Source organism: Hymenobacter sp. HD11105 (assembly GCF_054051685.1).
Window position 1 is genome coordinate 332,353 of the sequence record NZ_JBSWBR010000002.1, and the last position, 24,124, is coordinate 356,476.

The window sequence follows — 24,124 nt, forward strand, 5'->3', positions numbered from 1 at the left end:
TTGGCCCCTGTATATTCGAAAAAGAAAGACGGTAGGAAGTAATCTGACGAGCCGCAACGGAGCTAAAAAGCCCCCCAGGCAGTTACAGAATACGAAAGAACTAATCGAGGGTACGGAAGTTCTGGAATAGATAAGTGGCCTGAACAGCTACGCCCGCGAAATAATGCCGCAAGTTGCATATATAAGTCGGGGCTAGCGGAAGGAGTCAGTAGCTCAAGCAGCTTCGCCCCATGGCGATACCCACAGTGAGTTGCTCTTTGTGAGCTTGGCTTGAGGTTAAATAGGCAGTTGTGCGCCTTATTGCTGAGACGGCGCGGGCGCAATCCAGGTAGCCGGCCACAGCGTGCGCGGCTGGGCGGCCAGGTCAACGTTGGGCGCGACGATGGGGCGGCCTGGATGTTGGTTCAGCTGCACCTGCGAGTCGGCGTACACGGCTACTGGACCGAGGCCGCGCCGGGCATATTCGACTGCGAGAAAGTGAGCAAACTGCAAAATGTAGTCGGGGTGGCCCGCCAGCTTATGCACTTGCCTAGGGGTGAGATACGTGGCCGGGGAAACGGTTTCCGTGTAGCCATCGGCCCGCACTACCCGGTAGCTAAGCGTACCGGACTTAGCCCGTAGCATCATGCGCCAAGCGAACTGATGACCTTCCTCCGTCCAGTGCACGTCGCCCGGATAAAGGAAATGTCGGAACGGAATCAGCAGTTGAACAGCCACGTAAAACCCCAGAGCGGCCAGCAACGCGGGCGCATAGCGGGGAGCTATTGGCCGGGCCAACTCAGTATTTGTTGGGGTAAACTGCGGCAGACGGGGTGCCAGCCAGCGGCGCAGTCCACGTACGCGGCGGGGCCAGGAAGGAGGGAAGAACAAGGCCGCCGTAACCAGCAGGGAAAACCAAGGAAAAGTGCCCAGGCCGAAGATGAGTACATTGGATAGGTGAAAAAATATAGCCGCCCCAAATGCCCACGGCCGCGTGCGGCGCCAAAGCAGCAGAGGCACCACCAGCAGGTCGAACAGCAAGCCGCCATAGCTCATTATCGGGGGCAAGGCCGGGTGCCCTAATATGCCCCCAATAATGGGATAAGTGGCCTTAGCCGACAGCCATAAGGTTAGCGGTTTGGCCAGCAGCCAGTCAGTACCCAGCTTGGCAAGACCCGCATAAAAGTACACCACGCTCAGCTGAAAAAGCAGCAGATAGCGCGTCCAGGCGGGTACGGAGGCGGTGGGCGTCACCCGCCCGGCACGCACATCGGCGGAAGCGGCGCGGTGGGCTGGCATAAAAGCCAGCATGCCGGCCACGAGGCAGTAGAGGTAAGTGTGATTGATAAAGCGCGTTTGCTCAGCCAGAAACAGCAGCGTGTAGCATAGTGTCAGGAGCAGAGCGGCGGGGCGGAAATGCCAGCCGGCCGCCACGGCTATACCGGCTAAAATTGCCCCCCAATGCAGCTCCACCATCACGGACGGCGGCCAGTCGGGCAGCCAGTCGAAAAACAAATACGAGAAGTGAAACTGAGGCTCGGTGTACTCCCGAATATAGCCTAGGGCCAAGCTGCCCGCCATTTCCAGCGCTAGCAACACCCCGACCGCCATGCGTACCACTACCAGCCAGGCAATATCAATGGGGCGAAACAAGGCGGCAGTAAAGCGGGTAAGCATGCTGGCAAGATACGAGACCCAGCGCGGGCCGGGTTGTTACGCTGGGGGGCAATTTTCGGGTAAATAAGTATGATTGCTTAACAGCCACGGCTGCCAGTAGCATGATAATCCTGAACTGCCCAGCCAAGCAGTTGGTTTAGCCAAAAAGACCCCAACACTAGAAACAGCCGATGCTCCGCTGGATAGACGTGCTCAAATTTGCCAAATACAGCAACCCCGAGCCGGCCCGCAGAGTGGAGCAGGCGGAGGAAGTGTGGCGAGCTCAGTTGACGCCCACGCAGTATGAGGTAACGCGCCGGAAAGGCACCGAACGGCCCTACCGCAATGCCTACTGTCGCTCCTACGAGCCGGGCGTATATGCTTGCGTAGGCTGCGGTAGCTTGTTGTTCAACTCAACCGAGAAGTATCACGCCATATCCGGCTGGCCCAGCTTTACCCAGCCCATCGCCAAAAATGCCATCAAGTACGCCTTCGACAACAGCCACAATATGCAGCGCCTGGAAGCTCTTTGCAACGTGTGCGATTGTCACCTTGGCCACGTATTTCCGGATGGCCCCGAGCCCAGTGGGTTGCGTTACTGCATGAATTCCGAGAGCCTGCTTCGCTCCGAAAGTTGAGCCTGGGGGGCAAATGTTGGCCTAGCGGCGGGCGCGATAATCAGCAATGACGCCTTCGCAAATCCAGTTGGCCAGGGCCTGCCGGTTGTCGGGAATAACGAAACGGCGCTGGTCTTTGTCGTTGCGGATGTTGCCGAGCTCCATAAAAACGGTCGGCGCAAGGCTGTTGCGCACTACAAACAGCGAATTGCGCGTCGTGACGTTGCCGGAGTAGGGCCGATTGGGCTGAGCGCGGCGGTAGCGGTCAGTAAAGGTTTGGTGAATGCGCTGGGCTAGCTGCTGACCCGCCTTGCTGTTGGAGTTGTGGTAGAAAAATACGTCGATGTTCTGACCGGCGCTGCGGCTGTCCACGTGCAGCGTCAGCAGACGTTGGTAAGCGCCCTTGTGGCGGGCGTGCAGCTTATTTACGGCATTGATGCCCTGGCGCAGGCGGGCCACTTGGCTGAGCGGAATAGTCTGGCGCGGATACGTTACTTCGTCGTAGTCCATGGGCAGTACGGCTTGGTCGCGGATGCCATCGTTGGGGTCCTGCGTAATCATGTACACCGTAGCGCCGTGCTCCAGCAGGGCCCGAGCCAGTCGTAGCGTCACGTCGTAGGCGTACTCATCTTCGGCCAGGGAATAGCTGCCATATTGGCCAATAGCGCCCGGATCGGGGCCGCCGTGCCCGGACGTTAAGTACAAAACTGCCCCCCGCAGATTCTGGTCGCGCACCACCAGGTTCGCGTATTGTTTGCCAAATAGTGCGGCCAGCGGAATAGGGCCTGACGCGACTTTGCTAGCCACTGGGGCGCTGGGCGCTTTTGTGTTAGAGCGGGCAGCAGCCGGTGGCAGACGATACGTTTTGCCCACAATCAAGCTCTGGTTTTTGCTTAGATTGGCCTTGTTCAGCGCCAGAAAGGCCTGTAAATGCGTGGCCGGATTCAGGCCATAGCGGCGCAGCAGAGTATGCGTGCCATCGCCGGGACGCGCCGCAACCCGCCGGTAGGTAGTTTGGCTAAAAGCCTGAACGGAGGTGACAACCAGTACTAGGAATAGGAGAACGGAACGCAAAAGCAAGATGCTAGGAGAAGGCAGAAAAGTCGTGTACGGCGAAAGCACCGAAAAAGTAGTGCCAATACTATATGTCTAAGAGATGCAGTATGCTACTTAAGCTACAAAGCAGCACATAATCCAAAATGCCAGCTAGTAATCGAGAATTAGAAAACTAAAAACTAGCTCCCCTCCTCAGTTGAGGAGGGGTTGGGGGTGGTTGGCCAATCGTTGAACTACTCGCGTATGTCATGCAGAGCAGAGCGAAGCATCTCGCTCGCTTCGTTGTAATAGTAATCTAGTCGTCAGCACGCGAGATGCTTCGGCGCCGCCTCTGCATGACGTTCCTTTAATAGCGTGGCAAACAGCTAACCAACGCTCCGGTTAATCACCCCTAGCCCCTCCTCAACTGAGGAGGGGAGCTAGTTTTTAGTTTTCTAATTCTAGCGTAGTAATCTGCAATTAGGTAATGCTTTATGAATTGCGCGGCAGTTATAATAATCTAATTGCTAAGCTTTAGTAAGATTCTAGAGGCCAGCATTTATATGATCCGGCAGCAGATACGTATCTGAACACTTATTCATCCGCCGTCTTCATTTCGCGTTGCTACCACATGGCTAAATCTGTTTCTGAGCCTGATCCTACTTCGTTTACCGGCTTTGTGCACGTGCGCGGGGCCCGGGAGCACAACCTCAAAAACGTAGACGTAGAAATTCCGCGCGATGCGCTGGTTGTGTTCACCGGCGTGTCGGGCTCAGGCAAGTCGAGCCTGGCTTTTGGGACGCTGTATGCTGAGGCCCAGCGGCGCTACCTGGAGTCGGTGTCGCCGTACGCGCGGCGGCTGTTTCACCAGATGGCCGTGCCCGAGGTGGATGCCATCGAAGGTTTGCCCCCCGCCGTGGCCTTGCAGCAGCAGCGCGGTACACCTACTACGCGCTCGTCGGTAGGCAGCGTAACTACGCTTTCCAACCTGGTGCGCATGCTGTATTCGCGGGCCGGCGACTACCCAGCGGGGCAGAGCATAATTTACGCCGAAGCCTTTTCACCCAACACGCCCGAAGGCGCCTGCCCCACCTGCCACGGCCTGGGCCGCACGTACGAAGTAACTGAGCAAAGTATGGTACCCGACGGCTCGCTCACCATCCGGGAGCGGGCCATTGCAGCCTGGCCCCAGGCCTGGGGAGGGCAAAATCAGCGCGATATTCTGGTCACGCTGGGCTACGACGTGGACCGGCCCTGGCGCGACCTGCCCCAGAAAGACCGCGACTGGATTCTGTTTACCGACGAGCAGCCCGTAGTACCTGTGTACCCCGGCTACTCGCCCGCCGAAACGCAGCGTGCTCTGAAGCGCCGGGAGCCGCCAAACTACATGGGCACCTTCAGCAGCGCCAAGCGCCACGTGCTGCACACCTTTGCCAACACTCAAAGCCCGCTGATGAAAAAGCGGGCCTTGCAGTACATGCTCAGCACCGAATGCCCCTTGTGCCACGGCAAGCGCCTGCGGCCTGAGTCGCTGTCGGTGAAGTTTGCCGGGCTGGACATTGCGGAGCTTTCCCATTTGCCCCTAAAGCGCGTGGCCGGCTTGCTACGCCCCTTCGCCGATGGCACCCACACCGGCCGCAAAAAGCACGATGCGGCCCACCCAGAGCAGGTTATCGTAGCCCAACGCATTGCCGCCGACCTCGTGGCGCGCCTGGCGGTATTGCTCGATTTGGGCCTGGGCTACCTGTCATTGGAACGCAGTACGCCGACGTTGTCGCCGGGAGAGTTGCAGCGGCTGCGGTTAGCTACCCAGCTGTATTCTAATCTGTTCGGGGTAGTATATGTGCTGGATGAACCTTCGGCCGGCTTGCACCCATCAGACACGGAAGCTTTGCTGGCTGCTTTGGCAAGCCTCAAGCAAAGCGGCAATTCTTTGTTTGTAGTCGAGCACAATCTGGACGTGATACGGCAGGCCGACTGGCTGGTAGACGTAGGTCCGGCGGCGGGTGAGCAGGGCGGGCAGGTGCTGTATAGCGGCGTACCAATGGGCTTAGCCGCTGTACCGACTTCGCAGACGCGCCGCTACTTATTCGACCACAAAATGCCCCCCACACGTCAGCCGCGCACCTCTAGCGGCTGGTTGCGGCTAGCGGGCGTCACGCGCAACAATCTGGACGAGTTGTCGATAGAATTCCCGCTGGGCGTGCTCACTACCGTTACGGGCGTGTCGGGCTCGGGCAAGTCGAGCCTAGTGAGCCAGGTGCTGGTAGAGCTGGTAGCTGAGCACTTAGGGCAAAACATTGAAGCGGAGGAAGAAACCGAAGCCGACGAGCTCGAGCGGGCCGCGCCCATACCCATTGGGGGGCAAATTGTGAGCGGGATGGAGAACATTAAGCGCCTGGTACGGGTAGATCAGAAGCCGATTGGCCGCACGCCGCGCTCCAATATGGCTACCTACACCGGCCTCTTCGACCACGTCCGCAAGCTGTTTGCAGCCACCAAAATGGCCAAAGCGCGCCGCTATGATGCCGGCCGCTTTTCCTTTAATGTCGCCAAAGGCCGCTGCGAAAATTGTCAGGGTGAAGGCTTTGTGATGGTGGAACTACTGTTCTTGCCCAGCGTGTACGCGCCCTGCCCCGTGTGTCACGGCGCCCGTTACAACGCCAAAACTCTGGAAGTCACTTACCAGGACAAAAACATAGCGGAGGTGCTCGGCATGACGGTGGATGCCGCTTGGGAGTTCTTTGCCGCTGAGCCTTCGGTGCAGCGCGCCCTTACGGTGCTGCGCGAAGTTGGCCTGGGCTACCTGCGCCTGGGCCAGCCCGCCACAGAGCTATCAGGGGGTGAGGCCCAGCGCATCAAGCTGGCGACCGAGCTCCAACGCACCCAGCGCGGCACCTCGCTCTACATCCTCGACGAGCCCACCACCGGCCTGCACCCCTCCGATGTGGAAAAGCTCATGGTTCAGCTCGATAACCTAGTGGAAGCTGGCAACACGGTCATCGTAGTTGAACACGACATGCGCGTAGTAGCCGGCTCCGACTGGGTAATTGACATGGGTCCCGGCGCCGGCGACGAAGGCGGCCAAGTAGTAGCCGCCGCCTCACCCGCTAACGTCGCCAAAGCAAAAAACAGCCGTACCGCCCCATATTTGGCTCGCTTTCTTGGGGATGGGCAGTGAGTAGGGAATGCAAAGATTTATCAAATAGGCGGTCATGCAGAGCATAGCGAAGCATCTCGCGTGCTGACGACTGAGTTACCATTGCAACGACCGCGAGCGAGATGCTTCGCTGCGCTCTGTATGACCCCCTTTTATTGTTCTACAACAGATACTTAGATCACCTCCATACTCTTTCCTATACGCAGTAAATGATTCCTCTTGTCTAAACTCCCCACATTGTGCGTCCTTTGCGGGCCTTTCGATTTTGTCTTGTGTGCCTATGCCGGCTAATCTTTCTTTAAGAACCGTTGATGTGACGCGCTACGTCACGCCCCTGCGTGAGGGGGGCTCCCTGCCGGCCCTTGCCGAAGCGGACGATGGGTTTTTGTATGTCTTAAAATTTCGTGGTGCAGGCCAGGGGATTAAAGCCCTGATTGCCGAGCTAATTGTGGGCGAGCTGGCGCGGGCATTGGGTTTGCGCATGCCCGAGTTGGTGTTTTGCCAGCTCAACGAAGCCTTCGGCCGCACCGAGCCCGACGAAGAAATTCAGGACTTACTGCGCGCTAGCACGGGCCTTAATCTGGGCCTGCACTACCTGTCCGGGGCCAGCACGTTCGACCCGTTGGTAACCACAATCGACCCACAGCTCGCCTCCCAGATTGTTTGGCTTGATTCGCTTACGCTTAACGTGGACCGCACCGCCCGCAACACCAATCTGCTCATGTGGCATAAGGAGTTGTGGTTGATTGACCACGGGGCGGCTCTTTATGTGCACCACGCCGGAGCGGGCTGGGCGCAGCCGGAGCGGCAACGTGCTTTTGCTCAGATCAAGGACCATGTATTATTGCCCCAAGCCACGGAACTAGAAGCCGTAAACGCCGACTACCGCGCCAGGCTCACCCCCGAGCTTATCAGGGAAATAGTGGGTCTAGTGCCTGACGAATGGCTTCAGGAAGCCTTCTCAGCCGACACCACAGCCCAGGAGCAGCGGGCCAATTACATAAGCTTCTTAGAAGCTCGCCTCGCCGCATCAGACACCTTTGTTCAGGAAGCACAGCATGCCCGACAAGCACTTATTTGAGTACGCCGTTCTGCGCGTAGTGCCGCGCGTGGAGCGTGAGGAATTCCTCAATGTGGGCGTCATAGTGTACTGCCGGGCGCAGGGGTTTCTACAGACGCGTTACGAACTTCCCGAAGCCAAGCTGCGCGCCCTGGCCGGTGATCAGCTGGACCTGCAGGAGCTGACGAATCGTCTGCAGGCTTTTGAGCAAATTTGTCAGGGACGCCCCGCCGGTGGTACCATTGGCCGCTTGCCCATTGCCGAGCGGTTTCGGTGGCTCACGGCTACGCGCAGCACCGTGGTTCAAACCTCGCCCGTGCACCCCGGGCTGTGCGAAGATGCCACCGCCACGCTGGCGCGGCTGCATGCCGAGTTGGTCCAATAAAGCATGTGAATCATTTACGGGTCACGGCACCCTGGAAAGGGGAGGCCTAAAAAGCCCCAGCCAGTAAAACCAGCCACTTTTGCCTCGAAACTTTCTAATCAAGCAAGTTTCTAAGTAAGAAGCCACCTACGACAAATCCTGGTAAAAGCCAAAATTTAGGTTCTTACAGTTCGGCTCCTTGGTATGGTAGTTGGGGACAGTAAGGGCTATTCGAGGTTTGTTACTCGGATAATAGTTTACCTTTTCTGGCTGAGGGGCAAGATAATGATGTCGAGTAAGTACCGCGTTTATTACGAGAACCCCGTGGGCCGGGCTGTGGATGATCCTATGGGCTTTGCCCGCCTTACCTATCAGGCCGGCCAACGGTCGCGCGAGGCGTTCGAGTCCTTACTGAGCCACGTAACGAGGTTGCTAGCGCAGCGTAAGGATGGCTGCTTGCTCGTGGATCAGCGCTTGATGAACCCCTTTACGCCCGATGAGCAAGGGTTTGTTATTCAGCAGTGGCTACCGCGTACGGTGGCAGAGGGAGGCTACCGATTTGGAGCGGTGCTCGTGGCGCAAAATGTATTCGCGCGCTTAGCTACGGCCACAGTAATAGCGGCCGTCCGCGATTTATCTATTACCTATCAGTACTTCGAGCAGGAAGCAGAGGCTATTACCTGGCTTCTGGCTCAGCAGCAGAGTCTGTAAACTGCTGTTCAGAATACTTTCTCTGGGTTATTCTTTTCGCTGCGTTAAAATGCTGCGCTCCGTGGCGCGATGCTCTCGCTTTGGCTGTTGCGCAGGGGCAGCAGGCGCCTTGGCCTTTGCCCCATTTCGGGGCCTGTTACTTTGGCCTTGGTAGGCAAATTCTACGATACAGCCCTTATAGGAAATCTGCTGGGGATCTTCTTTGGAAGGGCCAGAAGTAACGGACGTGCTATCAACGGCCAGGTAGATCTTGGTTCCGTCGGGCGAGAGGGCAATATCGCGGTAGCGTACGGGTAGCTTAAAGTATGTGAGCGTGTCGCCCGTAACGCCGGTTCCGCTGGCAGTTAGCTTGAGCCGAATCAGCTTGCCTTCTTTCAGCGTCGGCACCAGCAACGAGTTCTGCCAGCCAGGAATAGCTGCGCTGGTATACACAGCTAAACTGCTTGGTGCCTCCGATGGCCATTCGGGCTCCTGGGGGGCTTTTTCCCGGATTTTGGTTAGCACGGAAGTCAGAAAGGTATTCGTCAGCGGGTATAATATCTTGATGGGGTCCCGGTACATGCTAGTGCCGAGGGCCGCGGCGTTGCTTTTCTCGCTCTTGATGGTAGGGTAGGTGGTGTGCCAGATGCCGGGCAAGCTTTTGTGCTCCGTTGCCGACGCTGCCAGGCCGTCATAGTTGCCATCAGCCGCGCCAATAATCAGCGGATGGCCGTAGTTCTTGGCTTTCTCAATTCGGTTGATTTCATCGTCGGAGTAGGGGCCGTGCTCCGATGAATACAGGTGGCCAGCCCCGCCCACTACCGCGTACGCCAAGCCTTGAGCGTTGCGGTGGCCGTAGCTCCATACTGCATTCTGCCGCTGCCCAGCAAATGGGTTGTCGTCCGGAATCCAGGCGTCTGCGCCTTGGGTGTCAGCGTCGGGTACAAGGTTGAAGCGCAAAATTTTGCCTTCATAGGAAGTAGGGTTTTGGGCATGGTTCGGACGGCCGGCATTCTCAAATTGGCCAGCGCCTAAGTCGCCCACGGAGTAGAACAAGTAGTCTTTGCCCCCCACTGGGACAATTGCCAGCCGGCCGCCATTATGGTCGTTGCTGCCCGGAATAGTGTCGCAAAGCACTACTGGCCGGGTGAGCTGCTGGGCCTGGGCATTGTATTCGTAGCGCACAATGCGGGTGGTAAACTTGTAGCCCCCATGATTGGGCCGGCTGCCCTTGCCGGGACTAGTAACCCCGTCGAAGTGGTAGAGGTAGGCCAGGTACACGTAGGGCTGACCGCTCAGCAACTGTGGGTGCAGAGCCAGGCCCATCAGGCCGCCCTGGGGCCACGGCTTGCCCCCGTCGACTTCATCCGGAATTACGTCGTAGCGCGGAAAATTGCGCGCTTTGCTCAGATCCAGCAGCACTGATTGTGCACCCGTAGCCGGATCGATGCGGCTCACGACGTAGCTGCGGGCTTCCGTTACCCAGAGGTGACCATCGGGACCATAAGTGACTTCCCACGGATTACTTAGTTTCCGGGCTACAATGCGGGCGGTAAATTTCTCGCCTTGGGGACCGGTGAACGTTTGCGCAGCTAGCGGTAGACAAGCAATTTCAAATAGAAAAAGTAGGAGGAAGTGAATAGGTAGGCGCATGAGAGGTAAGCTGATAGGCGGTAAAAAGATAAAATAGAAAAGGTGCTGCGAAACTGCTTCGTAGGGCAGCCATTGGGGTTCATTTTGCGTAATGGGGTGCTTATTTGGTTGTTGCTTATTTGGTGGTTATGGGTTCAGTATTGGCAGCTCCCCGCGCTTCGGCCACGCGGGCACGCATTGCTATTGCGCTATTCTTTTTCGTATCAGGTTTTGGATTTGCTACGTGGGCCTCGCGCATTCCGCTTATTCAGCACCGCCTCGGACTCAACGAAGCCCAGCTGGGGGGCGTTTTGCTGGCCCTGCCCATCGGGCTCATGCTTACGCTACCTGTTACCAGTCAGTTATTGCAGCGCTTCAGCAGCCGCCACGTGATGATGGCAGGTGCCGTGCTGTTCAATGTGGCTTTGGCACTGTTGGGGTTTGCTACTCAAACCTGGCAGCTAGTGGTCTTGCTGTTCTGCTTCGGCTCATCTCGCAACTTGCTCAACCTGAGTGTGAATGCACAGTCGGTGGGGGTGCAGACGTTGTATGAGCGCCCTATCATTGCCTCATTTCACGGCGTCTGGAGCGTGGCGGGCTTCGCGGCCGCTGGGGTCGGTACATTGCTGATTAAAGAAGCAGTACCCATCAGTTATCACTTTTTGGGCGTAGCGGTAGTGCTCACGGCTGTGGCAATTGCTTTCTTTTCTAACGCCTTGGCGCTGCCTCCGTCGCCCCCCGTCACCAAGTCATTGTTTTCCTGGCCTGAGAAGCCTCTGCTGAAGTATGGCCTTATCACCTTCGCCTCTATGGCCTGCGAGGGTACGTTCTACGACTGGACCGGCGTGTATTTCGTCCAGGCCGTGCACGCACCTAAGGAGTTGGCGACCATCGGTTTTACGGCGTATCTGGTCGCTATGACTACCGGACGTTTCCTCGGCGACTGGGGAATAAGCCGCTTTGGCACCAAGCCCATGCTGCAAGCCAGCGGCGTGCTCATGACGACTGGGTTGCTGCTGGCTGCCGCTTTTCCCACACCCATCCTGGCTGGGCTAGGGTTTGTGCTAGGCGGTCTGGGGGTGTCGTGCGTGGTGCCGCTGGTATTTGGGCTGGTGGGCAAAGCCAGGCCTGAGCGCGCCGCTGCGGCTATTGCCTCCGTGTCCACGGTGAGCTACTTCGGCTTTTTGATCGTGCCACCGCTGGTGGGCTTTGTGGCCAAAGCGTCGAGTCTGCGCTGGTCGTTTGCGCTGGTGGCCCTGCTGGGCGTCTTGGTGGTGTGGCTGGTACCCAAGCTGCGCGAGGAGGAAGTATAGGGGGCTTTTTTAGCCTTGAGCTGAAGGGAATATCCCTAATCTGAGAGCAAACAAAGCACAGAAACAGCGCAGCAACGACCTCTGGGCGTTTCCGGGCGTATAGGCTAAGTAATACATCAAACTGACAGCATGGAATATGTTCGCTTAGGAGCCACCGGGCTTCAGGTTTCTAAAATTTGCCTGGGCACGATGACCTACGGCACGCCCACCGACCGCTGGCCCTGGGCTCTGAACGAGGAGCAAAGCCGCCCTTTCATTCAAAAAGCGCTGGAGCTAGGAATCAATTTTTTCGATACTGCCGATGTGTATTCCAACGGCGCGAGCGAGGAAGTAGTAGGCAGGGCCCTGCGCGATTTTGCCTCTCGCGACGAGGTGGTTATTGCCACCAAAGTATTTAACGCCATGGGGCCAGGCCCGAACGATAAAGGCCTGTCGCGCAAGCACATCATGAGTGCCATCGACGCCAGCCTCAAGCGCTTGGGCACCGACTACGTAGATCTTTACCAGACTCATCGCTGGGATTATAACACGCCCATTGAGGAAACCCTGGAAGCCCTGCACGACGTGGTAAAAGCCGGCAAAGCCCGCTACATCGGGGCTTCCTCCATGTATGCCTGGCAATTTGCCCAAGCCTTGTACCTGGCCGACAAGCACAACTGGACGCGCTTTGTGAGCATGCAGCCTCACTACAACCTCGTGTACCGCGAGGAGGAGCGCGAAATGCTGCCGCTGTGCGCTGACCAGAAGATTGGCGTAATTCCGTGGTCGCCGCTGGCGCGGGGGCTGCTCACGGGCAAGCGCAGCAAGGAGCGTAACGAAACCGAGCGCGCCCGCACCGATGCCTTTGGCAAATCTCTATACTCTCGCGACGACGACTTTGCCGTAGCCGACCGCGTAACAGAAATTGCCGAAGCCCGCGGCCTGCCGAATGCGCAAGTAGCCCTGGCCTGGATGCTTTCCAAACCCACAATCACGGCGCCTATCGTGGGAGCCAGCAAGCCAGGCCACCTCGAAGATGCCGTAGCCGCCGTAGATGTACAGCTTTCTGAAGACGAAATAACTCGTTTGGAAGAGCTGTATCAGCCGCATCCGGTACTGGGTTTTTCTTAAAAGTAGGGCATACAATTCTTCAATATTCTACCTATGAAAACACTTCTGTTCCTGCTTCTGCTAAGCCTGGTGGCCTGCGCCCCCGAACGCGTACAGTACACTAACCAACAGCCCGGCATCGATTTTACGGCCTATAAAACCTACAACTTTATGGACGTAAATGCCCGCAATGAGGCTGAGTTCAAAGGCCCTGGCACGGGTATCGAAACGCTGAAACAAGCCATCGGGCGTGAGATGACCCGACGCGGCTATCAGCAGTCGGATAACCCCGACTTATTGGTGAACATCGGCGTCGTGATTAAAGACAAGAGCCAAACCCGCCAGACCACCATTCAGGAAGCGCCCTTTTACCTTGGGCAGCGCAACTATCGCTGGCAAAGCCAGGAAGTAAAAACCGGAAGCTACGAAGAAGGCACCGCCACCGTGGAAGTAGTAGATGCAGCCCGCAAAGAGCTTATTTGGGAAGGCTCCGTGGCGAGTATTCTGACCGAGGATGCCGCCAAACTTACCAACCGAATCAACAGCGCGATTACAACGCTTTTTGAAAAATACCCGGTGTCACCCCGATAGCTAACCTATCGAAGACGACTTGGGCACGGCAGAGCAGCTCTGAGCCATAGGGGCCAGAGCTGTTTTCTTAATAATATCAGGTGGCAAGCTACTTTTTGGAAACTTAGGACTGAGCTAAAAGGCAGGAAATGATTAACTCCGTTATCAACGCAGCTCCTTGCAGTGCCAAACCTATAAGGCAGATTCCATGACGCTCGAAATTAGTATAGTGTTGGTGATCATTGGCTTAGCCATTGTGCTGTTTGTCAGTGAGCGCTTGTCTATTGATACCGTGGCCATTCTGATTATGGTGCTCTTCATGGTGACGGGCATTCTCACTCCCGAAGAAGGAATTGCCGGGTTCAGTAACCCCGCGACCATCACGGTAGGGGCCATGTTTATCATAAGCGCTTCCATATTCAAGTCAGGGGCCCTAAACAGCGTAGGAACCATACTTACTAGAGTTGGGCGCCGAAACTATCTGCTTTGCCTGCTCGCCGTAATGGTTATGGCTGGCCTGTTATCGGCTTTTATCAACGATACTGCCGTGGTGGCTCTACTTATGCCCGTGGTTATTCAGGTGGGCCGCGACACGAATATTAATCCTGGTAAGCTACTGATGCCCTTGTCTTTTGGGGCCCTAATGGGCGGCGTGTGTACCCTTATCGGTACCTCCACTAACATCTTGGTGAGCGGCATAGCCCAGGCGCAAGGCGAGGAGCCGCTCCGCATGTTTGAGTTTGCGCCAGCCGGGGTTGGGTTTTTAGTAATCGGCATAGCCTATATGTTTTTTGTTGGGCGCCATTTGCTGCCCAATCGCAAGGTTGCCAAAGACTTGACGGAGTATTTTGCCATGCGCCAGTACCTCACCGAAATAGTGTTGTTGGAGGATTCTCCCTCGGTAAATGTGGCGCTGAAAAACTCGGGCTTGGTGCAGAATCTCGACATCGATGTGTTGCAAATAACCAGAGCCAAGCAACGGCTGCACCCTTCTCCCTACACCGTGCTGCGCGCTAATGACGTGCTGAAGGTGCGCTGTGACGTAGAGAAGCTTCGAAAGATAAAGGACGAAAAAGGCATCGAGCTGAAATCAGAGCGCGAATTCAGTGATAGTGACCTGCGCACCAGCACCACGAAACTCTACGAGGCCATCGTGACGCCCAATTCTTATATGGAGGGAAAGTCGTTAAAAGAGTTGGACTTCAAAGGCTACAACCACGGCGCTACGGTGCTGGCCATCCGGCACCGCGACGAGATATTACACGAGCAGCTTACCCGCGTCAAGCTCTCGTCCGGCGACGTGCTCCTTATAGCTGCCGATAAGGAGCAAGCCAGCAAGCTGCACTTCAACGATGCGCTCCTCATTGTATCAGAAATAGATCGAAGCCCTTACGACTACAGCAAAATTATTCCCGTCATGCTCATTACCCTGGGAGTGATAGGTGTTGCAGCTATGGGGTTGGCGCCCATTGTTTTAAGCGCTTTAGCAGGTGTTATTTTATTAGTTGTTTTCCGTTGTATTGCAGTAGATGAGGCTTACAAGGCTATTGATTGGAAGGTGATTTTTATGCTGGCTGGCGTGCTGTCAATGGGAACAGCGCTGGCCAAAACTGGTGCGGCTCAACTCCTGTCGGGACTATTGATTACCACGTTTGGCAACTACGGACCACACATTCTGATGTCGGTGTTTTTCTTCATCACGTTTATGGCCACCAATTTCATGTCGAACAATGCCACGGCTGCCTTATTAGCTCCGATTGCCATTGTCACGGCGCGCGAGCTAGGCGTTAGCGCCAAGCCCTTTTTAATGGCCGTTACTTATGCCGCCTCCCTCAGCTTTATGACGCCAATGGGTTATCAAACGAATACCATGATCTATGGCCCCGGCAATTATCGGTTCTCAGATTACCTGAAAGTTGGCACCCCGCTCAACTTGATTTACTGGATTTTGGCATCCTGGCTGCTGCCGTATTTCTTTCCGTTTTAACCGCATTAGGTCGGTGTGCGCCAGCAAAAAAGCCCCCCAATACGAGAGCTAGGGGGCTATTTCGTGACAGTTCCTACGTACCAACACTCTAGCTAAAGCCCCAGCAGACGAGTAGCACGTGATGGTTGCTCCCGGCGCCCGTCCTACCTTTGCTCCATGCACACGCTTGACCAACTGCGCGCCGGAAAACTGGCGGGCACCACGCGCCTCGATTTGTCGGAAGGCATATCTGAGTTTCCTGCCGAGATATTCGCGCTGGCCGACACACTCGAAATTCTCAACCTTTCGGGGAATAAGCTCTCCAATTTGCCCCCCGACCTGGGGCGACTGCACAAGCTGCGCATCTTGTTCTGCTCCAATAATGAGTTCACCAGCGTGCCCGAAGTGTTGGGCCAATGTCCGCAGCTAAGCATGGTCGGTTTCAAAGCCAACCAGATTCACACGCTGCCGGCCGCGGCGCTTACTCCATCCCTGCGCTGGCTTATTCTCACCGATAATCAGTTGCGCGAGGTGCCACCCGAGTTGGGCAATTGTACACATTTGCAGAAGCTGATGCTGGCCGGCAATCAGCTCAGCACGTTGCCTGCTACCATGGCTGCCTGCACTCGTCTGGAGCTAGTGCGCATTGCCGCAAATCGGTTCACGGAGCTGCCGCCGTGGCTACTTGCTTTACCACGGCTTTCGTGGCTGGCCTACGCGGGTAATCCGTTTAGCGAGGCAGCCGAACAAGCCGCCGTGGCTCAACATCCCATCAAGGCCATTAATTGGGAAAACTTAACCTTGCAGCAACAGCTGGGTGAAGGAGCATCAGGCGTTATTTATCGGGCGCAGTGGCAGCAGGAGGCCGTTAATCCGCGCGACGTAGCGGTAAAGCTGTTCAAAGGCGCAGTCACGAGCGACGGCTTGCCGCGCAGCGAGATGGCGGCCTGCATCAGCGCCGGCTCCCACCCGAATTTGATAGCGGTAGAGGGCAAAATTGGCGGCCATCCCGACGGAGTTGAAGGCCTAGTACTGGAGCTGATAGACCCCGCATTTGGCAACCTAGCTGGCCCGCCCAGCTTCGTTTCGTGCACCCGCGACGTGTACGCTCCCGATGCCACCTTTACCTTGCGAACTGCCTTAAGGATTGCCCAAGGCATAGCCGCTGCCGCTGCACACCTGCACACCCGGGGCATCATGCACGGCGACTTATACGCCCACAATATTCTTACAAACGAAGCCGGCGCCAGCCTGCTCAGCGACTTCGGTGCAGCTTGCTTTTTCGACCCCGAAGACGCAGAAACGGCCCGCGCTTTACAACGTCTGGAGGTGCGAGCCTTCGGCTGCTTGCTCGAAGAACTGTCGGACCGCTGCTGTGGCTCAGTAGCAGTGTCAGATATGACAATGGATAGGCTAGTGGATCTGCAGCAGCGATGCGCACAACCCAACGCGGGGGACCGGCCCTTACTTTCTGAAATTCAGCAGACGCTAGCAGAGCTGCAGCAAGTTGTGGTAGCTTAAATCCCTCACTTTGAAGATGAAAAAAGCCCCCCAGATGATTTCTGGGGGGCTTTTTACAAGTATTAGTTGAAGCTAGCTTTTCTTCTTGCTCGGGGCTTTTTTATCAGCCGCTTTGCTGGCTTTGGCTTCCGTTACGGGGAATCCACGCTCGCGCATGAGAGCCTCCGTTTTGGGGTCGCGGCCACGGAAGCTGCGGTAGGCTTCGGCCGGATCTACGGTGTTGCCAACGGAGAAAATCTGCTGCGTGAGGCGCTTGCCTACGGCTTTGTCGTAAGGTCCGCCGGCTTCGGTGAAGGCACCGTACGCGTCGGCCGCAATTACTACTGACCAGAGGTAGCTGTAGTAGCCGGCCGAGTAGCCATCGGAAGAGAAAACGTGCGAGAACTGGGGCGTGCGATGGCGCATTACAATCTCGCTTGGCATACCTAGCTGAGCCAGAGTCTCGCGCTCAAATTTGTCAGGGTCAATCTTCTGATCGCCGGCCAGGTGAAGCTTCATATCAATAAGCGCGCTAGCCAGGAATTCGGTGGTTTCGAAGCCCTGATTAAATGTAGCGGCCTTCTCGATGCGGTCAACTAGCGGTTGCGGAATGGGCTTGCCGGTCTGGTAGTGCACGGCGAAGCGCTGAAGTACCTGCGGCGTAGAAAGCCAGTTTTCCAGCACCTGTGAAGGGAACTCCACGTAGTCGCGCACGACGCTAGTGCCCGATAGAGTTGGGTAGGTTACATTGGACGATAAGCCATGCAGCGCATGACCAAATTCGTGGAAAAGGGTAGTAGCGTCGGTCCAGGAAATGAGGGTTGGCGCACCATCTTTGCCCTTCACAAAGTTAGAGTTATTCGACACGATGGTCGTGACGGGCTTGCCGTCCATGCGCTCCTGTTTGCGGTAGGCGTTCATCCAGGCGCCGGAGCGCTTGCCGGGGCGGGCATAGGGGTCGAAATACCAGAGGCCGACGTGCTTACCAGTAGTTTTGTCTTTCACTTCCCACACCTTCACGTCGGGGTGGTACACGGGCACATTGGTCACGGGGTTGAAGGTAAAGTTGAACAGCTCACCAGCCACCCAAAACATGCCTTCGCGCATCTTATCAAGCTGCAAGTACTGCTTCACCTCATTTTGATCGAGGTCGTAACGCTCTTTGCGTACTTTTTCGGCGTAGTAGCGGTAGTCCCAGGGCTCAATCTTGAAGGTTGCACCTTCTTTCTTAGCTAGGGCCTGCATATCGGCTACTTCTTCCTTCACGCGGGCTACGGCGGGAGTCCACACTTCCTCCATCAGGGCCATGGCCTTCTCGGGCGTTTTGGCCATGGTATTGTCGAGGCGCAGGTGGGCGTGGGTTTTGTAGCCCAGCAGCTTGGCCCGCTCGGCGCGCAGCTGTAGAATCTGAGTAATCAGGGCGTTATTGTCGTTGGCACCGCCGTTGTCGCCACGGTTCACAAACATGCGCCAAGCCTTTTCGCGCAGCTTGCGCTGGTCAGAATAGGTTAGGAAAGGATCGATGGAAGAACGAGTATTGGTAATCACGCCGGCTGCCGACAGCTTGCGGTCAGCGGCTGCCTTGGCCGCATCTTCGCGCAGAGAGGTTGGCAGGCCACCCAAGTCAGCAGGCGTTTTCAACACCAGTACCGAGTCGGTTTCGTCGGCCAGTACGTTCTGGCTGAACTTAGTGAAGTGGCCCGCTAGCTCCTGGTTGATAGCCGATAAACGCGTTTTGGCCTTCGTGTCGAGCTTAGCACCAGCCCGCACGAAGTTGTTGTAATACACAAACGCCAGGCGCTGCTGCTCCGGCGTCAGCTTCTTCTTATCGGGCGAATTGTACACCGCTTCGATGCGGCGAAACAGGGCCTCGTTCTGGGTGATCTGGTCTGAGAAGGCCGCCATCTTGGGGGCCATCTCCCGCTGCACGGCCTGCACCTCCGGGGTGCTCATCGTGCCGGTCCATACGCCGTACACGGTCTGCACCTGATCTAGCGACTGTCCAGCCCGCTCCAGCGCGGCAATGGTGTTCTCAAAATTTGGAGCCTGGGAGTTGCTGGCAATAGCTTGAATCTCTTTAAGATTTTCGGTCATAGCCGCTTCCAAAGCCGGCTTAAACTGAGCTACCTCCACCTTATCGAAGGCAGGCACGCCGCCAAACGGGCCAGCCCACGGGGCCAATACGGCGTTATTTTGGGGGCTAGTAGCGGTGGCGGTAAAGGTCGGAGCCGTCGTAGTCTGGGCGTGGCTGGAAGTCGGGTTCACAGAGGCAGCAAGACTGAAGGTGAAAAGAGTATTTGCTAGTAAAAGCCTGCTAGTAGAAAAATGCGGTTTGGGCATGAGCAGAAGGGTGGTTTATGTGTCGGTTTGAGCATGAAGGTAAGAAGGAACGCTTCGGTTCCTTTTGTTGGCGGTTCTTGAGCTGCGTGCACGTGTCGACAGCAAGCTGCATTTCATCTCGCAGCTATTCATTCCATCAAGGTATAGAGACACATAGTTGTGTCTTGTCGTTGCGGACGTTGCTATGTCTAAACCGCGCAGTTGCAACCGTTCAACGACGAGACACAACTATGTGTCTCTACCTCAGAAACTAGCTTCTGAGGCGGCCGCTAATTATAATTTATAACGCCCGAAAAAAAGTTTTCTCCTAGCCTGTAACCTTGCGCAAATACCGAAGTTACCCCCGTCAAATCAGCCGACTTCCTTTACCAATTACAGCTGACTGGAGCCTCTGAAAAATATTTTCATCTGGCTGTAACGATTCCTCCTAATTCAGGTAACCGCCTCACTCAACACCTCGACTCCCGCTTTTCGAACCTCGCCAGCGCATCAGTAATACGGCCAATTGCTGCTAGCTGCGGATTATTCTACTAGCTGACTCCGGCCTTAAAAAGGCCCCCCGCTTTCCGCTTCACCTACTTTTCAGCATCCCGTTTTTGGTGCTGCCTGCCACTGGTGCGTCCAATTTTTCGGGCGCAAGTCATCCGCTTTTTCCTCTTCGCCATTTCTGCTTTCTACCCACTGCGCTATGTCTTTCACTTCTACGCTGCGTTTTTGCTTCCTGCTTGCCGGATTAATGGCTGGGGGGCAATTTGCGGTAGCCCAGCAAACCCCGGCTGCTACCTCCTCCGCCACGGCAGCGCCTAAGCGCCAGCTCCAGGCCGTGCGCATCACGGAGCCAATTAAGCTCGACGGCGAGCTAAACGAGGCTGTGTGGCAGCAGGCCCCCATTGCTACCGACTTTATTCAGCAGCGGCCAAACCCCGGCGTACCGGAAAAGCAACGGACGGAAGTGCGCGTGCTCTACGACGACCAGAACCTTTACATCGGCGCCATTATGCACGACGTGTCGCCCGACTCGATTCTGCGCGAAATGACCCAGCGCGACCAGTTCGGCAACACCGATCTGTTTTCGATATTTCTGGATACCTACAATGACAAACTAAACGGCTACAATTTCACCGTAACCACTTCCGGCGTGCAGCTTGATGCGCGCTATTCGCCGGCCGTAGGCGAAGACTGGAACTGGAATGCGGTGTGGGATGCCCAAACTGCCCAGCGTGGCACCGACTGGATAGCCGAACTGCGCATTCCCTATTCCGCTATTCGCTTCAGCAAAGCCTCAGAACAGCTCTGGGGGCTGAATTTTGCCCGCCAACGCAAGCGCGACAATGCACAGTTTTTCTGGAACGAAGTCAAGCCCGAAGTAGATGGCTTCGTAAACCAGTGGGGTGAGCTGCGTGGCATTCAAAACGTAGAACCCCCGCTGCGTCTGTCACTGACGCCCTATGTGTCGACCTACGTGAACCACAACCCGCTGAACGCGGAAGGCACGCGCCGCACAACTACGTCCTTCAACGGGGGCGCGGATCTGAAGTGGGGCATCAACGAGAGCTTTACCCTGGACGCTACCCTGGTGCCCGACTTTGGGCAGGTGCAGAGCGACAACCAAGTCTTGAACCTCTCGCCCTTTGAGGTGCAGTTCAACGAGAACCGCCAGTTCTTCACCGAAGGCACCGAGCTCTTTAACAAGGGCAACTTGTTCTACTCCCGTCGGGTAGGTGCTACGCCCATTGGCTTTTACGATCTAAAAGATACGGACTCGACCAAAGTCGTGCGTAACCCGTCGGAAACCCGGCTGCTGAACGCTACCAAAGTTTCGGGCCGCACCAGCAAGGGCTTGGGCATTGGCGTTTTCAATGCCTTGTCTAATGACGTGTACGCCACCGTGCGGGATACCGAAACAGGGGAGGAACGTGAAGTGCAGACCCAGCCCTTCAGCAATTACAGCATTGCTGTGCTGGACCAGAGCTTGAAGAACAATTCCTACGTGAGCTTGATCAACACCAACGTTACGCGCTGGGGCAAGACCTACGATGCCAACGTCACCGGAGGGCTGTTTCGCTTCGCTGACAAGAAGAATGCTTATGCTGTCGACGGTAGCCTGGTGTACTCGCGGCGCCGCGGTACGGCCTTTGGCTCCGACAATGAAGTAAGTGACCAAGACGGCTACAAGTACCGGGTAGGCGTAGGCAAAATCAGCGGCAAATTTACCTGGGGCCTCAACCACGGCATCGAGTCAGATACTTACAACCCCAACGACTTAGGTATTCTGTTTGGCAACAACAAAATCACCCAATCTGCTGACTTTGGCTTCTGGAAATACAAGCCGTTTTGGAAGGTAAACAACTTTTATCTGTTTGGGCAGGCAAGGCATACCTTGCTGTATAAACCCACGCGCTATCAGAGCACGAGCTTTTACCTGGGGGCCAACACCACGTTTACCAAGAACTTTCTGCAAGTTGGCTTTGACTTCAACGTTGACCCGCGCAACCATGATTATTTTGAGCCCCGCGTTTTTCCCCTGGGCGACTATTACGTGCGGGTGCCGGGTAGCACTAGCTTGGTTGTGTTCTTCAATTCGGATACGCGCAAGAAGTTTGCCCTGGGCATGAACGCCGGCAATAGTACTTACGTCCTGGAAGACCGCTTCGCCCGCGACCGGCGGGTACGCTACAGCTTCGGTGCCTACCCACGCTACCGCGTAAATGACCACCTCACCTTTCGATACAGCCTCGATTGGAGCTTCGATGGCAACCAGATTGGCTACGTGAACGGCGGCATGTCGCGCGATGAGCCCATGGATGAGCCCTTTATGGGAAAGGTTATTCTGGGCCGGCGCGACGTAGCCACGGTTTCCAACATCGTCTCGGTGGCCTACACGTTCACCAACCGCATGTCCCTGACCGTGCGTACGCGCCACTACACGAGCAACGTGCGCTACGCCGACTTCGCTGCCCTGCTGCCCGGCGGAGAAGAGGAGCTGGTCGACTACCGCCGCAACCGCGACAACACCTACAATGCCTTCAACGTGGATGCGGTCTACTCCTGGTGGTTTGCCCCCGGCTCGCAGATCAGCGTGGTGTGGAAGAACGCGGGTACGTCCTTTCTACAAGCCAACGAGGCTACGCCCCTGTACTTCGACAACCTGAGCAACACCATCAACACCCCCCACAACAACTCCGTCTCCATCAAAATCCTCTACTTCCTCGATTACTTGGCCTTTAGAAAAACCAAATAAACACCAAGGGTTCGGGAAAAAGCCCCCCAGCGTTGGCCCTAGCAATAGGCTCCGGCGTTGGGGGGCTTTTTCTGGCAGATAGTAGGGGAGTAGGAACTACCCAAGGCAGTTTTTGCCGTACAAGCTGCTGGTTTCGCCACTTGCTTTTCTATTCACTTCTCTCAACTGCCGTTTCATTGTGCCCTCCTTCGTAGAAGAATTTTTTCGCAATCCGGCCACCGTTGGTTCGCTGGTGCCTAGCTCTCGGGAGCTTACCGATAAAGTCATGGAGCCTATCGATTTTGCCAGCGCCAGCTGCATCATCGAGTACGGGCCAGGCACGGGCGTTTTTACCGATGTGCTTCTGCAGCGTCGCCGGGCCGAAACGGTTATTCTCTTGGTGGAAGTAAATCGGCGGTTCAGCGAGATTTTGAAAGAGCGGTATTCCAGCCAGCCCAACGTGCACATCGTTCACGGCTCGGCCGATAAAACCGGTGAGTATCTAACCAAAATCGGTCGGGAGAAAGCTGATTACGTGGTGTGCGGCCTGCCGTTTTCCTCTTTGCCCCGGCGCCTTGGTTGGCGCATTCTGGAGCATACCCAACAGCTGTTGCAGCCAGCAGGCAAGCTGATTTTGTTTCAGTATTCTCTGCGCAACAAGCGCCTGTTTGAGCGGTTTTTTACTTCACTCGGCGACACCCATGTTCTGCTGAATCTGCCGCCTGCCCACGTGCTGGTATACGCACCTAATCCCGCCGCCGCGAGTAGTAAGCAGCCAGAAGTTGCCGCCGCTTCCCATTCCAGCTAGATGGTAGTAAGGCTAGCATCAGCTGCTATGAGTTATGGCTGTCTAAGTAGCTCGTGCATGGGGGCTGAGAGGTAGTGACTGCTGCGTGCTTACTTTTGAGCTCAGCTATACTTTTCATTACTGCTTTTTTCTGCTTGTCTGATGTTAACTGTTTCGGGAATATGCTTGCAGGAAAACGATGCGTATGTATTAAAAGACATAAGCTTTACTCAACAGAAACTACAGAAAATTGCCTTAGCCGGCGAAACCGGAGCCGGCAAAAGTACCCTGCTACAAACCATCGCTGGCCTAGTGCAGCCCACTGCCGGCGAAGTGCATTTTGAAGGCCGAAGAGTGAAGGGCCCAGCCGAGCAATTGATGCCCGGCAATCCGGGTATTTCGTACTTGTCGCAGCAGTACGAGCTGCCCCAGTTTTTGCGGGTAGAGCAAGTACTAAAGTACGCGAATAAGCTATCCGAAGCAGAAGCCCAACAGCTGTTCAACGTGTGTCGAATTGGCCACCTGGGTACGCACCGCACCGACCAGTTATCGGGTGGGGAGCGGCAGCGCATTGCCCTAACCAAATTGCTGCTGGCCTCACCGAAATTACTGCTGCTCGATGAGCCATTCTCCAACCTGGATATGGTGCACAAGAATATTCTGAAAGCGGTAATTCAGGATATTGGCGACAAGCTGGAAATAACCTGTATTCTCATCTCCCACGACCCGCTAGATACGCTATCCTGGGCCGACGAAATAGTGGTAATGCGTGGGGGGCAAATTGTTCAAAAAGGAATTCCCTTACAGATATATAAGCAGCCCGCAAATGAGTACGTGGCCGGGTTATTTGGAGGATATAATCTGCTAACGGACGCGGCTCAAGTAAAAGCTTTATCCGCTCTAGCTGGCACAAAAGCAACTAGTGAAAAGCTGCTGATACGGCCAGAAAAAATTAAGTTAACCACCAAGAAAAATAGCCTTACGGGCCAAGTACTGGCGGTTCGGTATTACGGTTCTTACTTTGAAGTTGCAGTTCAGCTAGGCCAAACTACCGTCACGCTCCGCACCGAAGAAAATGGTGTCGCTCCCGGTGATAATGTAGCTATTACAGTGGCAGCTATTGATGTTTGGTACCTGTAAAATTGA

The 24,124-nt window shown here is 55.8% G+C and carries 17 protein-coding genes; 13 read left to right on the plus strand and 4 right to left on the minus strand.

All coding sequences use genetic code 11. The annotated features are described in order from the left end of the window. Positions 1-297: 297 nt before the first annotated feature. Entirely contained in the window at positions 298-1,656 is a 1,359-nt protein-coding gene (locus ACW9KT_RS07840; protein ID WP_457079057.1) for an HTTM domain-containing protein, read from the minus strand. Positions 1,657-1,826: 170 nt separating this feature from the next. Between ACW9KT_RS07840 and msrB the strand changes: the two genes are divergently transcribed. Beyond that, positions 1,827-2,273, plus strand: a complete 447-nt coding sequence (gene msrB, locus ACW9KT_RS07845; protein WP_457079059.1) for a peptide-methionine (R)-S-oxide reductase MsrB — start codon at positions 1,827-1,829, stop codon at positions 2,271-2,273. A gap of 21 nt (positions 2,274-2,294) precedes the next feature. Here msrB and ACW9KT_RS07850 read toward each other — a convergent pair whose 3' ends face one another. Continuing rightward, positions 2,295-3,326: an N-acetylmuramoyl-L-alanine amidase family protein gene (locus ACW9KT_RS07850; protein WP_457079061.1), complete on the minus strand. Its 1,032-nt coding sequence runs from the start codon at positions 3,324-3,326 to the stop codon at positions 2,295-2,297. Positions 3,327-3,918: 592 nt separating this feature from the next. Here ACW9KT_RS07850 and uvrA point away from each other — a divergent pair. The 4 genes from uvrA (at position 3,919) to ACW9KT_RS07870 (ending at position 8,582) form a co-directional block, all read left to right on the plus strand. After that, positions 3,919-6,468 (plus strand): excinuclease ABC subunit UvrA, encoded by a 2,550-nt coding sequence (uvrA, locus tag ACW9KT_RS07855; RefSeq protein WP_457079063.1) that lies wholly within the window; start codon positions 3,919-3,921, stop codon positions 6,466-6,468. A 259-nt stretch (positions 6,469-6,727) separates the two neighbouring features. Further along, complete coding sequence (locus ACW9KT_RS07860; protein WP_457079065.1) at positions 6,728-7,528, plus strand: HipA family kinase; 801 nt, start codon at positions 6,728-6,730, stop codon at positions 7,526-7,528. After that, on the plus strand, positions 7,506-7,892 hold the full coding sequence (locus ACW9KT_RS07865) for a DUF3037 domain-containing protein (protein WP_457079067.1): 387 nt from the start codon (positions 7,506-7,508) through the stop codon (positions 7,890-7,892). Before ACW9KT_RS07860 ends, ACW9KT_RS07865 begins: the two co-directional genes overlap by 23 nt. 264 nt (positions 7,893-8,156) lie before the next feature. Continuing rightward, positions 8,157-8,582, plus strand: a complete 426-nt coding sequence (locus ACW9KT_RS07870) for a hypothetical protein (protein ID WP_457079069.1) — start codon at positions 8,157-8,159, stop codon at positions 8,580-8,582. Between the two features lie 27 nt (positions 8,583-8,609). On the opposite strand, the gene ACW9KT_RS07875 is transcribed toward ACW9KT_RS07870, so the two are convergent. Then, positions 8,610-10,214, minus strand: coding sequence for a PQQ-dependent sugar dehydrogenase (locus ACW9KT_RS07875; protein WP_457079071.1), 1,605 nt, complete (start codon positions 10,212-10,214; stop codon positions 8,610-8,612). A 128-nt stretch (positions 10,215-10,342) separates the two neighbouring features. On the opposite strand from ACW9KT_RS07875, the gene ACW9KT_RS07880 reads away from it, so the two are divergent. The 5 genes from ACW9KT_RS07880 (at position 10,343) to ACW9KT_RS07900 (ending at position 16,652) form a co-directional block, all read left to right on the plus strand. Then, positions 10,343-11,506, plus strand: a complete 1,164-nt coding sequence (locus ACW9KT_RS07880) for an MFS transporter (RefSeq protein ID WP_457079073.1) — start codon at positions 10,343-10,345, stop codon at positions 11,504-11,506. A gap of 129 nt (positions 11,507-11,635) precedes the next feature. Further along, positions 11,636-12,616, plus strand: coding sequence for an aldo/keto reductase (locus tag ACW9KT_RS07885; RefSeq protein ID WP_457079075.1), 981 nt, complete (start codon positions 11,636-11,638; stop codon positions 12,614-12,616). 33 nt (positions 12,617-12,649) lie between these two features. Beyond that, positions 12,650-13,186, plus strand: a complete 537-nt coding sequence (locus tag ACW9KT_RS07890; RefSeq protein ID WP_457079077.1) for a DUF4136 domain-containing protein — start codon at positions 12,650-12,652, stop codon at positions 13,184-13,186. 187 nt (positions 13,187-13,373) lie between these two features. Next, positions 13,374-15,152, plus strand: coding sequence for an SLC13 family permease (locus ACW9KT_RS07895; protein WP_457079079.1), 1,779 nt, complete (start codon positions 13,374-13,376; stop codon positions 15,150-15,152). Positions 15,153-15,308: 156 nt separating this feature from the next. After that, the gene (locus ACW9KT_RS07900; RefSeq protein ID WP_457079081.1) at positions 15,309-16,652 is read left to right on the plus strand and encodes a leucine-rich repeat-containing protein kinase family protein; all 1,344 of its coding nucleotides are present in this window, start codon (positions 15,309-15,311) and stop codon (positions 16,650-16,652) included. A 72-nt stretch (positions 16,653-16,724) separates the two neighbouring features. On the opposite strand, the gene ACW9KT_RS07905 is transcribed toward ACW9KT_RS07900, so the two are convergent. Then, on the minus strand, positions 16,725-18,896 hold the full coding sequence (locus tag ACW9KT_RS07905; protein WP_457079083.1) for a M3 family metallopeptidase: 2,172 nt from the start codon (positions 18,894-18,896) through the stop codon (positions 16,725-16,727). A 763-nt stretch (positions 18,897-19,659) separates the two neighbouring features. Between ACW9KT_RS07905 and ACW9KT_RS07910 the strand changes: the two genes are divergently transcribed. The 3 genes from ACW9KT_RS07910 to ACW9KT_RS07920 all read left to right on the plus strand — a co-directional run bounded on the left by ACW9KT_RS07910 (position 19,660) and on the right by ACW9KT_RS07920 (position 24,118). Further along, positions 19,660-22,212, plus strand: a complete 2,553-nt coding sequence (locus tag ACW9KT_RS07910; RefSeq protein ID WP_457079084.1) for a DUF5916 domain-containing protein — start codon at positions 19,660-19,662, stop codon at positions 22,210-22,212. A 178-nt stretch (positions 22,213-22,390) separates the two neighbouring features. Continuing rightward, positions 22,391-22,999 (plus strand): class I SAM-dependent methyltransferase, encoded by a 609-nt coding sequence (locus tag ACW9KT_RS07915; protein WP_457079086.1) that lies wholly within the window; start codon positions 22,391-22,393, stop codon positions 22,997-22,999. 141 nt (positions 23,000-23,140) lie between these two features. Next, positions 23,141-24,118, plus strand: a complete 978-nt coding sequence (locus ACW9KT_RS07920) for an ABC transporter ATP-binding protein (protein WP_457079088.1) — start codon at positions 23,141-23,143, stop codon at positions 24,116-24,118. Positions 24,119-24,124: the final 6 nt, after the last annotated feature.